Annotated in this window: 10 protein-coding genes and 1 riboswitch; of the genes, 3 read left to right on the forward strand and 7 right to left on the reverse strand. The window is 71.1% G+C overall.

Annotated elements, in window-relative coordinates:
• Positions 1–41: 41 nt before the first annotated feature.
• A complete protein-coding gene (locus ACZ56E_RS03600) occupies positions 42–626 on the forward strand; it encodes a TetR/AcrR family transcriptional regulator (RefSeq protein WP_471210572.1) in 585 nt (194 codons plus the stop codon).
• A 19-nt stretch (positions 627–645) separates the two neighbouring features.
• On the opposite strand, the gene ACZ56E_RS03605 is transcribed toward ACZ56E_RS03600, so the two are convergent.
• Positions 646–1,047, reverse strand: a complete 402-nt coding sequence (locus ACZ56E_RS03605) for a VOC family protein (RefSeq protein WP_471210575.1) — start codon at positions 1,045–1,047, stop codon at positions 646–648.
• 140 nt (positions 1,048–1,187) lie between these two features.
• Positions 1,188–2,246, reverse strand: coding sequence for a vWA domain-containing protein (locus ACZ56E_RS03610; RefSeq protein WP_471210577.1), 1,059 nt, complete (start codon positions 2,244–2,246; stop codon positions 1,188–1,190).
• Positions 2,247–2,463: 217 nt separating this feature from the next.
• On the opposite strand from ACZ56E_RS03610, the gene ACZ56E_RS03615 reads away from it, so the two are divergent.
• Together ACZ56E_RS03615 and ACZ56E_RS03620 are read left to right on the forward strand one after the other, a co-directional pair.
• Positions 2,464–3,882, forward strand: a complete 1,419-nt coding sequence (locus ACZ56E_RS03615) for an NAD(P)/FAD-dependent oxidoreductase (RefSeq protein ID WP_471210580.1) — start codon at positions 2,464–2,466, stop codon at positions 3,880–3,882.
• 167 nt (positions 3,883–4,049) lie between these two features.
• Positions 4,050–6,791 carry a glycosyl hydrolase family 65 domain-containing protein gene (locus ACZ56E_RS03620; RefSeq protein ID WP_471210583.1) on the forward strand — a complete coding sequence of 914 codons (2,742 nt, stop codon included), beginning with the start codon at positions 4,050–4,052 and terminating at the stop codon, positions 6,789–6,791.
• Between the two features lie 22 nt (positions 6,792–6,813).
• On the opposite strand, the gene ACZ56E_RS03625 is transcribed toward ACZ56E_RS03620, so the two are convergent.
• From ACZ56E_RS03625 to ACZ56E_RS03645, 5 genes are all read right to left on the reverse strand, one after another.
• A complete protein-coding gene (locus tag ACZ56E_RS03625) occupies positions 6,814–7,710 on the reverse strand; it encodes an alpha/beta fold hydrolase (RefSeq protein WP_471210585.1) in 897 nt (298 codons plus the stop codon).
• Between the two features lie 48 nt (positions 7,711–7,758).
• Entirely contained in the window at positions 7,759–8,172 is a 414-nt protein-coding gene (locus ACZ56E_RS03630) for a hypothetical protein (protein WP_471210588.1), read from the reverse strand.
• A gap of 162 nt (positions 8,173–8,334) precedes the next feature.
• Entirely contained in the window at positions 8,335–10,653 is a 2,319-nt protein-coding gene (metE, locus tag ACZ56E_RS03635; RefSeq protein ID WP_471210590.1) for a 5-methyltetrahydropteroyltriglutamate--homocysteine S-methyltransferase, read from the reverse strand.
• 166 nt (positions 10,654–10,819) lie between these two features.
• Positions 10,820–11,040: riboswitch (cobalamin riboswitch) on the reverse strand.
• Between the two features lie 101 nt (positions 11,041–11,141).
• On the reverse strand, positions 11,142–12,083 hold the full coding sequence (locus tag ACZ56E_RS03640; RefSeq protein WP_471210593.1) for a hypothetical protein: 942 nt from the start codon (positions 12,081–12,083) through the stop codon (positions 11,142–11,144).
• Positions 12,080–13,228, reverse strand: coding sequence for a hypothetical protein (locus ACZ56E_RS03645; protein ID WP_471210596.1), 1,149 nt, complete (start codon positions 13,226–13,228; stop codon positions 12,080–12,082). Before ACZ56E_RS03645 ends, ACZ56E_RS03640 begins: the two co-directional genes overlap by 4 nt.
• Positions 13,229–13,258: the final 30 nt, after the last annotated feature.

Consider the following 13,258-nt stretch of genomic DNA (forward strand, 5'->3'; position numbering starts at 1 on the left):
CCGATCGGTATCGCACGGGACGGATTGGTACCGTAGCAGACATGGGATCGACCGACAGAAGGCCGAGCAGGGTGGCGAAGCTGCCCCCGCGTGAACGCATCCTCGACGCGGCGGAAGAGCTCTTCCAGAGCGAGGGGATCCGCCGGGTGGGCGTCCAGGCGATCGCCGAGCGGGCCGAGACCACCAAGATGGCGATCTACCGGCACTTCGAGACCAAGGACGCGCTGGTCGCGGAGTGGCTGCGCATCGTCGCCGCCGACTATCAGGCGGCCTTCGACCGGGTCGAGGCGGAACACCCCGGCAGGCCCAGGGAGCAGATCCTCGGCCTGGCCCGCTTCATCGCCGAGGGGCTGCCCTCGGTCTCACACCGGGGCTGTCCGTTCATCAACTCCATCGCCGAACTGCCCGACCGCGCCCACCCCGCACGGCGAGTGATCGAGGACCACAAGGCCCACCAGACCCGCAGGCTCACCGCCATGTGCGCCGCGGCAGGACTCCCCGACCCCGACCAGGCCGCGGCCACGATCACCTTCGTACTCGAAGGAGCACAGGTCAGCACCCAGAACGGAAGCATCGACCGGGCGGGGGAGCGCCTGCTGAGAATCGTCGAGGGCATCATCGCCTAGCTGGTCGAGGAAGCCTCGACTAGCTCGGTGAGCTCGATGAACTCGTTGAACTCGATCGGGAGATGCAGAAGGGGTGCCCCGCCGGGTCGGTGAGAACCCGCGCCCTGGCGGCCTCATGAGGCTGGTGATCCGGCTTCCCCGCACCCAGCCCCAGCAGCCAGGCCTCGGCCTCGTCCAGGTCCGGGACGTCGAAGCAGAGGTGCAGCTGCTGGGGAACCGTCTGGCCGGGCCAGTGCGGGGCCCGGTAGTCGTCGACCCGTTGGAAGCCGATGAAGAGTCCGTCGTCGCGGCTGAGTCCCGCGAAGTCGGCGTCCGACTTCGGGTGCGGCGCGAAGCCGGTGGCCTGTCGATAGAACGCCGCCAGCGCCAGTGGATCGGGGCAGTCGAGCGTGATCGCAGCCAGCTTCATCTGCGGGGACATGGCACCTCCGGGCCTACCAGTGGACTTCCGTGGTGAACACCCTAAGGACAGATCCGACCTGACGTGGCGTCAGGTGGGCCGGGGTTTCCGCCGGGCCGCCTCGGGGCGGGTCCTCAGGGTGTTCTGAGTGTTCACGGCATTCAGAGCATGATGAGCAGACGCGTCTTCGGCTTGAGTTTCCTGTTCACCGAACGGCTCTGCACATACACCTCCAGCTTGGGGTTGTTTCCCGCCTTCACGGAGACCGTTCCCTGAATTCCCGTACCGAACAGAAGGGTGCGCGCCGCGTCGCCCGTATAGGCGCGGTCGGTGTCCTTCTCCACCACGATGACTTCCTTGTTCGGCTGGACCTGGGCCCGTGCGCCCAATTGGTAGTAGCACGCACCGCGTTCGTACGTCACGCCCGGGTGGGAATTCACGAAGGGGCGGATCTCGACCTCCTGGTCGACCTTCAAGAGGCGGTATTTGTCGGCCGGTATCGGTTCGAGGTTCGCCCTGACCTCGTCCACCGATATGTCCTGGCCGACGGCGAACAGGTTCTTCGTGCCGCGCAGGCCCTGCTCCCGTCCGCGGAGGAAGCTGGTGGCGGCGGCACGCACGGTGCCGATCGCCTCCTCGACGCCCTGCTGGGAGTCGGCGTCCCAGATCGCGATGTTCCCCGCGGGGAAGCCGTAGTTCTGGGCGGTCCGCTTGGCCAGGGAGTTCGGCACGAGGATCGCGGAGGTCCAGTGGCCGGGAAGCCCGCCCATCTTCGCCGTGATCCTGTCCAGCCAGGGGCCGAGGATGGTCATGTCGCCGTCGTGCCGCCGGTCGCCCCCCGAGGCGTTCTCCTCGCCGTCCGTCACGACGATCTGGAGGAAGCTGTGCTCGCCGTACTCCTCCCAGATGTGGCCCAGGTCGTCAAGGGACTTCAGGGAAGCCTCGATGAGAGCCGTCGCTCCATTGTTGACGCGGTACAGGCCCCGCATGGACGGCAGATGCTTCACATCCATGTCCCAGACCAAATTCTCCACCCTGTGGTCGAAGGAGTAGAGGCTGATGCGCGTTTCATGGCCGAGGCTGTCCGATTCGGCCTTCAGGCCCGCCACGAACTCATCCACGACACGGATGAGTTGGCTCTCGTGCGGACGCATGGAACCCGAACAGTCCACTACCAAAGCGACGTGGTTCACCTTGTGCTGGATCTTGTTTGCGGACATGTTTCTGCTCCCCCTCCGAAGTTCCCTGAGCGATGTGTTCACTCTATGGGGAGGCACTGACAACGGCCTTTGAGGAACAGTCACCGAGCAGCCATCGAGCAACCGCCGAGCAATCGCCTGCCCTGGTCCAGGTGCGTCCTGATCGCTGCTTGTGCCGAGGGGCCGCAGCCCGCAGTTTGGGATCAACTCCCGTACAGGGCGCTGGAAGGTCGTGGTCATGAAGGCACAGGACAGCACTTCGGGCGGAAGCGGTCGCGCGGTGGTTCTGGGCGCGGGGATGGCCGGGATGCTGGCCGCGAGTGTCCTGTCCGGTCGGATGAGCGAGGTCGTGCTCGTCGACCGGGACCGCATGCCGGCCGGGGCCGAGCGGCGCCGGGGGCTGCCGCAGGCCCGCCACGCGCACCTGATGATGTCCGGTGGCGCGCGCGTCATCGACTCCCTGCTCCCGGGCACCGTCGAGGCTTGGGTGGCCGCGGGTGCGCGGCGGGTGGGGGTGACGGAGGGGATGGCCGTGCTCGGGCCTGGGGGCTGGTTCCCGCGCAGGCCCGGCACGTCGTACCTCGTCTCCTGCACCCGGGACCTGCTCGACGCCGTGGTGCGTGAGCGCGTACTGGCCCTGCCGCAGGTGGTCCTGCGGGACGGCACCGAGGCGGTGGAGCTGATCGGCGACCGGCGCCGTGTGGTCGGCGTGACCGTCCGCGAGGCCGACGGGGGAGCGGTCGAGAACCTGACGGCGGACTTGGTGGTCGACGCCTCGGGCCGCGGCTCGCAGGCCCTCCGCCACCTCGCCCGCCTCGGACTGCCCGCCGTCCCGGAGGAGACGGTGGACGCCGGCCAGGTCTACGCCACCCGGCTCTTCGGCGCGCCCCAGGGCACGGAAGACTTCCCCCTGGTCAGCATCCAGTCCGACCCCCACTCCGGAGCCCCCGGCCGGGCCGCCACCCTGTTGCCCGTCGAGGACGGCCGCTGGCTGGTCACCCTCGGAGGCACCCGGGGCGCCGAACCCACCAGGGAGCGCGCCGACTTCGAGCCGTTCGCCCGGAGCCTGCGCGACCCCCTCCTCGCCGACCTGATCTCCCGCGCCGAACCCCTGACCGACGTCCACCTCACCCGCAGCACCGTCAACCGGCGCCGCCGTTTCGAGAAGCTCCCCGCCGCACCGGAGGGGCTCGTCGTCATGGGTGACGCGGCCGCCACCTTCAACCCCGTCTACGGCCAGGGCCTGTCGGTCGCCGCACACAGCGCGGCCGCGCTGTGCCGCGCCCTGCGTGAGCGCGAGGTCCATGCCGTGGGCTTCGCCCGGCACGTCCAGCGGGCGGTGGCCCGTGCGACGGGCGGCCCCTGGAGCATGGCCACCGGCGAGGACCTCAACTATCCGGGGACCAGCGGCAAACGCCCGCCGCCGGCCGCCCGGCTGCTGCGCGGCTACACCCAGCGGATGATGCGGGCCACCGGAGACCCGGCGGTCCTGCGGGCGCTGACCGACCTCATGACACTGTCCGCGTCCATGACCTGCCTGGCCAGGCCCGCCGTGCTGCTCGGCGTCGCCCGGTGCCCGGGCGGGGACGTGCAGCGGAGCGCACCCCTCACGCCCGAGGAACTCGCCCTGTGCGGACTCGACGGCACGCGACGCTGACCCGACCGTCACATGGTGGGCCCGTTGAGGCCGTCATAACCTGCTCACATCTCTCATGTCTTCGACACTTGACTGATGACGCTCAACTATTGACGTGACTCGTTCAGGAAATTTATGGTCCCTGGACCTCGCAGGTGATCCAGGTGACTCCAGAGTGACGGAGAACAATGACGTACTCCCTCGGTGCGCTGCCGCGTGCCGCCCGACTGACCGCGGTGCTGCTGGCCGGAGCCCTCGTCGCCTCCGTGCCGCCGGCCGCCTCCCAGCCGGCGCGGAGCGGCGACAACGCCACGGCCCCTGACTGCCGAGGCGGGCGCGGTGACGGGTGGAGGCTCACCACGACCACCCGCTCCGACGCGTCGGACACCCACCACGCCTTCGTCGGCAACGGCTATCTGGGGCAGCGCGTACCGCCGAACGGGGCCGGTTACTCCCACAGCGCGGCCAAGACCGGCTGGCCGCTGTTCACCCCGCGCTACGACGGCTCCTTCGTGTCCGGCCTGTACGCCCACAACAAGAAGACAGCCGAGGACCGACAGGCCGTCGCCGCGCTGCCCACCTGGACCGCGCTGACCCTCAGCACCGGCGGAGCCCACTCCGATACCTTCAACTCTTCGACGCCGTCCGGACGTATTTCCGACTATCGTCAGTCGCTCCACCTCGGCTGCGGCCTCGTCCGGACGTCGCTGACGTGGACCGCCACCGACGGCCGCCGCACCGACCTCGTGTACGAGGTGCTCGCCGACCGCGCCAACCCGCACGTGGGCGCCGTACGCATGAGCATGACCCCACACTGGAGCGGCAAGGCGACCGTCACCGACATGCTGGACGGGCGCGGCGCGCGGCGTGTCCAACAGACGGGCGGCGGCGACCGCACCGGCGAGAACCGTGGCAGCGGCCGGACCGCACCGAGCATGGACGTGGCGTTCCGCACGGACGGCACGAAGGTCGACGGAGCCGTCGCCTCCACCCTGCGCGCCGGACGCGGAGCGCACGCCGCCTCGTCCCGGAAGGCCGGGCACGCCAAGAAGCTGACCGTACGTCAGGCGCTGACGCTGCCGGTGCGTCGCGGGCAGTCGTACGACTTCACCAAGTACGTGGGCGTCGACACGGCCCTGACCTCACACGCCCCGCGCCGGGACGCCACCGCCACCTCGCGCCGTGCCGCCGACCGCGGCTGGCAGGCCCTGTTCCGCTCCCACACCGCCGCCTGGTCGCGGCTCTGGCGCGCCGACATCGAGGTGCGCGGGCGGCGGGACATGCAGGCATGGGTGCGGTCCGCGCAGTACGGGCTGCTCTCCAACACCCGCGAGGGTGCCGCGAACAGCATCGCCCCGGCGGGTCTGACCAGCGACAACTACGCGGGCCTCGTCTTCTGGGACGCCGAGACGTGGATGTACCCGGCCCTGCTCGCCACCCGGCCCGAACTCGCCAAGTCCGTGGTCGACTACCGCTACCGGACCCGCGGGGAGGCCCGCGAGAACGCCCGCGAACTCGGCTATCAAGGGCTCTTCTACCCCTGGAACAGCGGCAGTTCGGGCGACCTGGCCAAGGAGTGCCACAGCGTCGACCCGCCGCACTGCCGCACCCAGATCCACCTCCAGTCAGACATCTCCCTGGCCACCTGGCAGTACTACCTGGCGACCAAGGACACCCGGTGGCTGCGCGAGCGCGGGTGGCCGGTGATGAAGGGCATCGCCGAGTTCTGGGCGGGCCGCGTCAGCCGCAACAAGGACGGCAGTTACTCGATCAAGGACACCGCGGGGCCCGACGAGTACAGCAACGGCGTCGACGACGCGGTCTTCACCAACGCCGGTGCCGTGACCGCCCTGCGCCACGCCACCCGCGCCGCCGAACTGCTCGGCGAGCGGGCACCCGCCGAGTGGAAGACCGTCGCCGACCGCATCCGGATCCCGTACGACGAGCGCCGCAAGGTCTTCCAGCAGTACGACGGCTACGACGGCAGCACCATCAAGCAGGCCGACACGGTCCTCCTGATGTACCCGCTGGAGTGGCGGATGCCCGAGGGGGCGGCGGCCGCCACCCTCGACTACTACGCGCAGCGCACGGACCCGGACGGCCCCGCCATGACGGACTCGGTGCACGCCGTCGACGCCGCCGGGATCGGTGAGCCGGGCTGCTCCACGTACACCTATCTGGAGCGTTCCATCAAGCCGTTCGTGCGCGGCCCGTTCGCCCAGTTCTCGGAGGCCCGCGGCGACAAGGCGGGCGCCGAGGACCCGCTGTCGGGCTCGCCCGCGCACGACTTCCTCACCGGCAAGGGCGGTTTCCTGCAGACCTTCACCCACGGCCTGACCGGCATGCGGATGCGGGAGAACCGCCTCCACCTCGACCCGATGCTCCCTCCCCAGCTCGACCGCGGCGTCACCCTGCGCGGACTGGCCTGGCAGGGACGTACGTACGACATCGAGCTCGGCGCCCACCGCACCACCGTGCGCCTCACCGGCGGCGAGCCGATGACGCTCGACACCCCGCAGGGCGAGCAGATCGTCAGCAAGGGCGCCCCGGCCGTCCTCAAGACCCGCCGCCCCGACCTGACACCCACCACCAACGCGGCCCGCTGCACCCCCGCCGAGGCCACGTCCGAGCAGCCCGGCATGTACGCGGGAGCCGCCGTCGACGGAAACTCGGCCACCGCCTGGGTCCCGGACGGTGCGCGCGGCCGGCTGACGGTGGACCTCAGCAAGCCCGTCCGCGTCGACAAGGTCACCCCCACCTGGACCGAGACCGAGCCCACCGCCCACACCGTCGAGCTCTCCCTCGACGGCCGCCACTGGCACCGCGCCGAGTCGGACGACACGCGACTCGCGCGGTACGTACGGGTGACGGTGCACGGCGACGCGGAGGCGAAGAAGCACCCCGGAATCGCGGAGCTGACGGTGAACTAACGGCTCGCCGGCAGGGCCGCACTCACCCGTGCGTGCGGCCCTGCCGCTCGTCGATGTCCTCCCAGAACTTCTCCAGGGCGGCGGCGAGTTCGTCCGGGGCCTCCTCGGCCATGTGGTGGCCGGAGGAGATCGGGCCCCCGGTCAGCCGGCCGCCCGCCCAGTCGCGCCAGACGCTCAGCACGTCGCCGTAGAGATCGGCCATGTCGTCGCGGGTGGCCCACAGCACCTGGAGCGGGCAACTGATGCGCCGGCCCGCCCGGCGGTCGGTGTCGTCGTGCTCCCGGTCGACACCGAGACCCGCCCGGTAGTCCTCGCACATGGCGTGCACGGTGGCCGGGTCGTGGATGGCGCGCCTGTAGTCCTCGAAGGCTTCGGCGCCCATCGCCTCCGGAGTGGCCTTGTACCAGGCGTCGGGATCGGCGTTGATGAGGCGTTCGGCGGGCTTGTCGGTCTGGCCGAGGAAGAACCAGTGCCACCAGCTCGCGGCGAACGTCGCGTCGCAGCGCCGCAGGGCCTCCCCGATGGGGACGGCATCCAGCACGCTGACGGCCGACACGGCCTCCGGATGGTCGAGGGTGAGGCGCGTCGCCACGTACGCGCCGCGGTCGTGCCCGACGACGGCGAACCGCTCGTGCCCGAGGCCGCGCATGACCTGCACGCAGTCCGCGGCCATGGCGCGCTTCGCGTAGGGGCGGTGCCGCGGATCGGTCGGGGGTTTCTCGGATGCGCCGTAACCCCGTAGATCGGGGCAGACCACCGTGTGGCCTGCCGCGACCAGCAGAGGGGCCACGCGATGCCAGGTCGCGTGCGTGCGCGGATGGCCGTGCAGGAGCAGGACCGCGGGACCGTCGCCGCCGTGGCGCACCCGCAGCTCGACCCCGTCACCCGCACGGCGCGTCAACTCAAAACCTTCGAACACGTGCACCTCCTGTGCCTCGGACCACGCAAGGGCGGTCCGAGTACCCCGTCAGCGCCGGTGTCCCAGCGGGCACAGGACTCTTTCGCCCTCCGCCTCTTGCAGGTGCCAGTGCCGGGCGCAGTAGGGGACGTCGCACTCCGCGCAGAAGCCCGCGTCCCCTTTGAGGCCCGCCGTGTGGACGCGGGCGAAGGTGCGGGGGTAGCGGAACGCGTCGCGGTAGCGGCTCGCGTCTTCGAAGGCGATGTTCTCACCGGTGCCGTTCGTGTACGCCTCGCTCTCCACGGTGAACCACCAGAGCGAGGGACTTCTCGACGCGGTGTAGGCGGCGCGGCTCAGCGCGCTCCAGCGCGGCATGCTCACGGGTTCCATGCCGGGAGGCGTGAACTCCAGGTGGGCGACGCGCGCTTTGCACACGGCGCAGGCCACGTACAGGACGAACAGGAGGGAGGGAAGTTGTCTCATGGCGTCCGGCCTTGGAAGTGAGGCGAGGAGTGCTGTCCGGCTGAACGCATCCTTCCACAGTGCGACGCGCTGCCGAGCGCGAAGAAACATCCCTGTGCCGGCGTGCCCTGCCGGGCGGGAGCACGTCGCTCCCGCCCGGTTCCGTCACACCGCGTCAGGCCGTCACGAGCCGGCCAGCTCCGCACGGACCGTCCTGGCCGCCGTGACCAGGTTCTCCAGGGAGGAACGGGTCTCGGGCCAGCCGCGCGTCTTCAGGCCGCAGTCCGGATTGACCCAGAGCCGTTCGGCCGGGATGGCGTCAAGTCCCTTGCGCAGCAGGGCCGCCGCCTCCTCGGCGCTCGGCACGCGCGGGGAGTGGATGTCGTACACGCCGGGGCCCGCCTCGCGCGGATATCCGTGGGCGGCGAGTTCGCGCGCGACCTGCATGTGGGAGCGGGCCGCCTCCAGGCTGATGACGTCGGCGTCGAGGTCGTCGATCGCCTGGACGACGTCCCCGAACTCGGCGTAGCACATATGTGTGTGGATCTGTGTGTCCGGACGCACCCCGCCGGTGGTGAGACGGAACGACTCCGTGGCCCAGGCCAGATAGGCGGGGTGGTCGGCGGCGCGCAGCGGCAGCGTCTCGCGCAGCGCGGGCTCGTCGACCTGGATGACCGAAGTACCGGCCTCCTCCAGGTCGTTCACCTCGTCGCGCAGGGCGAGCGCCACCTGGCGGGCGGTGTCGCCGAGCGGCTGGTCGTCGCGGACGAACGACCAGGCCAGCATGGTGACGGGCCCGGTGAGCATGCCCTTGACGGGACGGCCGGTGAGGGACTGGGCGTACGTCGTCCAGCGCACCGTCATCGGCTCGGGCCGCGAGATGTCACCGGCGAGGATCGGCGGACGCACATAGCGGGTGCCGTACGACTGGACCCAGCCGTGCTGCGTGGCGAGGTAGCCGGTGAGCTGTTCGGCGAAGTACTGCACCATGTCGTTGCGCTCGGGCTCGCCGTGCACCAGGACGTCGATGCCGGTCTTCTCCTGGAAGGTGATGACTTCTTGGATCTCGGCCCTGATGCGCTCCTCGTACCCCGCGCCGTCGATCCGTCCGGCCCGCAGGTCGGCGCGGGCGGCCCGCAGTTCACCGGTCTGCGGGAAGGAGCCGATGGTCGTCGTCGGCAGGAGGGGGAGGCGGAGGGTGGCGCGCTGGGCCGCGGCCCGCTCCGCGTACGGCTGGGAGCGGCGTGCGTCCGCGTCGGTGACGGCTGCGGTGCGGGCGCGGACGGCCGGGTCGCGGGTGATGGGGGAGCCCGCCCGCGATGCCAGGTCGGCGCGGTTCGCGGCGAGTTGGGTGGAGATCGTGTGCGTGCCCCGCGCCAGGCCCTTGGCGAGGGTCACGATCTCGGAGGTCTTCTGGCGGGCGAAGGCCAGCCAGCGCAGGATCTGCGGCTCGATGTCACGTTCGAGGGCCGTGTCGATGGGGACGTGGAGGAGGGAGCAGGAGGCGGCCACGTCGACCCGGTCGGCGAGTCCGAGGAGGGTGCCGAGCGTGGCGAGGGACTGCTCCAGGTCGTTGACCCAGATGTTGCGGCCGTTGACGACACCGGCGACGAGCCGCTTGCCGGGCAGGCCGCCCACGGCGGCGAGCGCGTCGAGGTTGGCGGCGGCCGCCCCGGTGAAGTCGAGGGCGAGGCCGTCGACCGGGGCCTTGGCGAGCACCGGCAGGGCGGCGCCGAGCCGGTCGAAGTAGGAGGCGACGAGCAGCTTGGGGCGGTCGGTGAGGGCGCCCAGGTCGCGGTAGGCGCGCTCGGCCGCGTTCAGTTCGGCCGGCGTGCGGTCCTGGACGAGGGCGGGCTCGTCGAGCTGCACCCACTCGGCGCCCGCCGCGCGCAGGTCCGCGAGGACCTCGGCGTACACCGGCAGGAGACGGTCGAGGAGGGTCAGCGGGTCGAAGTCGGGGGCCACCCCGGGCGCGGGCTTGGCCAGCAGCAGGTAGGTGACCGGGCCGACGAGGACGGGCCGGGCCGAGAGGCCGAGGGCCCGGGCCTCCTTGAACTCGGTGACCTGCTTGGTCGAATCGGCGCTGAAGACCGTCCCCGGGCCCAACTCGGGCACCAGATAGTGGTAGTTCGTGTCGAACCACTTGGTCATCTCCAGCGGCGCCACGTCCTGAGTGCCGCGCGCCATCGCGAAGTAGCCGTCGAGCGTGTTCGTCTCGACCGCGCTGCGGTGCCGTTCGGGGACGGCGCCGACCATGACGGTGGTGTCCAGGACGTGGTCGTAGTACGAGAAGTCGCCGGTCGGGACTTCGCCGATGCCGGCGTCGGCGAGTTCCTGCCAGTTCGCGCGGCGGAGGTCGGCGGCGGCGGTACGGAGGGCGTCGGCGGTGACGCGGCCCTTCCAGTAGCCCTCGATCGCCTTCTTCAGTTCGCGGTTGCCGCCCTGGCGGGGGTAGCCGTACACGGTGGCCCGTGCTGCCGCGGCTGCGGGCTTGGTGGTCACGGAGATCTCCTTCGCGAGATGAATCCCTGAGATCCCGGGGACGGGACGAGAGCGCGAAGGGGCGACCGACCGGACGGGGGAGGGATCGCGCGGGTGGCGCGGCCGTCCGTCCGATGTGTGCGCCGACCCGCCCTCGAGGTCACCGGGATATCCGCGCCCGAAAGGGTTCGCGCGCGGACAGCGGGCAGGTCTTCGGACTCGCGGGCACATCCTCCTGGGGGAGGACGCCTACTGGCCGTCGCTTCCCAGGACCGGTCTCCGGTCCCAGTGCGTGTGACGGCGGTCGTTCCCGCTCACCGCTGCGGGGCAGTCCCGGATTTCCACCGGGTTCCCTCTTGCGACGCTCCCGCCTGGCGGACGGGGCGAACCAGCTGCACTGATCACTTTACGACGCCGTCCCCCGGTGGTCCGGATCACGGCAGGATCCGAAAAGTGAGGTGCGACACGCGGGGCCACACACGAGCCACCCGCGACGCCACGCCGGTTGGCTATCCCCGGCACTCCCGCTCCCGGTGACCGGTCCCGCTGAGCAGGTCGACGCGTTGACCCGGCCCCTCCTTGAGGACGTAGAGGGTGCCGTCCTCGGGCGTCCAGTAGCGGGGCACCAGGAAGACGCGGTCTCCGGAGACGTGGAACAGCCGCAGCCCGCCGTACTCGTACGCGTACTGGCTGCCCTTGTCGGTGACGCGACGGAAGCAGCTGCCGCCGCCGCGGATCATCAGATCCTTCTCGCTGAAGACGGCGACAGCCGGGAAGTCGCTGCGCAGGGTCCGTTCGGTCAGCTCCGCCCGGCCGCGGCCCGCGATCGCCGCGTACGTCGACACGGCCCAGAACAGCGACAGGACGCAGATGAAGAGGGTGAGCCCCCAGAGCCGCAGGTCCCGGCGGTCACGCGTCCGGGCGTACGCGTTGAGCGCGAAGCCGCCGATCGCGGCGAGCGGCAGCAGCAGGTCGAACAGCCAGGGGTTGAGCGGATACAGCGGTACGAGGGCGAGGGGCACCGCCCACGCGAACCGCAGCACGCGCACGGCGCGGGCGAGCCGTTCCGGTGCGCCCGCCGCCCAGCGGAGCACTCCGAGCGTGCCGAGCGCGATGCCTGCCGCGAACCAGGCCGGGAGGTAGAGGGCGCCGACGCTGCGCAGCAGGTAGTCGCTGGTCGAGAAGTGGAAGACGGTGTCGCGCAGCCCGAGCGCCTTGGTCTCGGCGTCGGTGCTCGCCCAGCCGAAGTAGAAGAGGACGGCGGTCAGCAGGGTGACGAGGGAGCCGATGGCGCCGACGAGCTCCAGCCAGCCGATGGGGGGCTGGGAGGGGGGTGGGGTGGGCTCTGGGGTGGGGGAGGGCTCCGGGGCGGGGGAGGGCCGGGGTGCTGGGTCAGGGTCGGCGGGCGGTTCCGGTTCGGGTTCCGGATCCGGTTCCGGAGGCCCACTCATCGGGACGGCGCGGACGTGGGCGACGCCGAGGACGGTGACGCGGCTGAGGGAGGCTGCGGGACGCCGCTCCAGTCGAGGGTGAACGCCGCCCGCTTCGTCACCCTGGCGCCGCTCTTCGTCACCAGCGTCACATCGATGACCGTCGGGCGCCGCCCCTCAAAACGGTCGGGTCCCGGAAGGTCCACCGATACAGTCCCGTCCTTGCAGCACCTGGTCTTGTCGTCCTCGTCGCCGAAGGGCTCCAGGGAGATCGGGTTCGTCAGCTCCGCGGCGCGCAGTTCCACGGCGGCCGGCGCGTCGGGCCAGGTGCCGTAGAAGCCGATCGACGAGCCCGGCGCGACGCTCGCGTCCGTGGCGGAGATCTTGTTGCCGCACGCTGCGGCGCCCGCCGGGGCGGGGCGCAGCACCACTTGTTCGGCGGGGTGGCGTTGGTAGTGGGCGACGAAGCGTCGCAGGACCGCCAAGGCGTCCCCGTCCTTGCACAACTGGTCGGTGTTCGCGGGCCGGTATCCGGCCGCGCGCAGCCCCGCTTCGGCTTTCGCCGCGATGTTCAGCCCCTGCCTCTCGCCATGGGCGGCCTTGCAGATCCCGGCAAGCCCCTCGATGACCTTCCAGGACTGCGGGGTCGCCGAGCCGTCGGGCTGCTTGCCGGGGTCGGTCGCGGCCTCGTACGCCTGACGGCACTCGCCACGCTGGAGCAGGTCGTAGGCGCTGTCCGGCTCGAGTACCTCGTCGGTGTTCGGCGACTTGGGCCCCCACGGGAGCCAACCGGGCGGCTTCCCGTCCCCGCGGTTTCCGCCACCGTCCCGGTCGCCGTCGCCGCCCTGGTTTCCGTTCGTGCCGCCGTCCCCGCCACCGGTCTGCCAGGACCCGTCCGTCGATCCGCCCGTCGATCCGTCCGAGGGCCCACCCGTTGTCCCGCCCGTCGTGTCGCCCCCGCCCGTGGTGCCCGTGCCACCGCCGACGGTGCCCGTATCCGTACCGGTGCTCCCGCCCGCGGAGCTCCCCCCGCCTCCCCGCGCCCCGCCATCGGGCGACGCGACCCCCCGTATCCCGAAGAACAACCCCAACACCAGGACGAACCCGATGACGGCAAAGGCCCAGACCGGCACCTCTACGGCGCCCGAACCGGAGCGGACAGCCATGGCGACACCCCCGTTTCGCCTCCCTCACAT

The sequence above is a fragment of the Streptomyces sp. NPDC039480 genome (genome assembly GCF_055597165.1).

What these genes read in the sequence shown, in the direction of transcription:
- ACZ56E_RS03600 (WP_471210572.1), top strand. Translation starts at nt 42, where the DNA reads ATGGGATCGACCGACAGAAGGCCGAGCAGGGTGGCGAAGCTGCCCCCG.
- ACZ56E_RS03640 (WP_471210593.1), bottom strand. Translation starts at nt 12,083, where the DNA reads ATGAGTGGGCCTCCGGAACCGGATCCGGAACCCGAACCGGAACCGCCC.
- ACZ56E_RS03610 (WP_471210577.1), bottom strand. Translation starts at nt 2,246, where the DNA reads ATGTCCGCAAACAAGATCCAGCACAAGGTGAACCACGTCGCTTTGGTA.
- ACZ56E_RS03605 (WP_471210575.1), bottom strand. Translation starts at nt 1,047, where the DNA reads ATGTCCCCGCAGATGAAGCTGGCTGCGATCACGCTCGACTGCCCCGAT.
- ACZ56E_RS03620 (WP_471210583.1), top strand. Translation starts at nt 4,050, where the DNA reads ATGACGTACTCCCTCGGTGCGCTGCCGCGTGCCGCCCGACTGACCGCG.
- ACZ56E_RS03630 (WP_471210588.1), bottom strand. Translation starts at nt 8,172, where the DNA reads ATGAGACAACTTCCCTCCCTCCTGTTCGTCCTGTACGTGGCCTGCGCC.
- ACZ56E_RS03615 (WP_471210580.1), top strand. Translation starts at nt 2,464, where the DNA reads ATGAAGGCACAGGACAGCACTTCGGGCGGAAGCGGTCGCGCGGTGGTT.
- ACZ56E_RS03645 (WP_471210596.1), bottom strand. Translation starts at nt 13,228, where the DNA reads ATGGCTGTCCGCTCCGGTTCGGGCGCCGTAGAGGTGCCGGTCTGGGCC.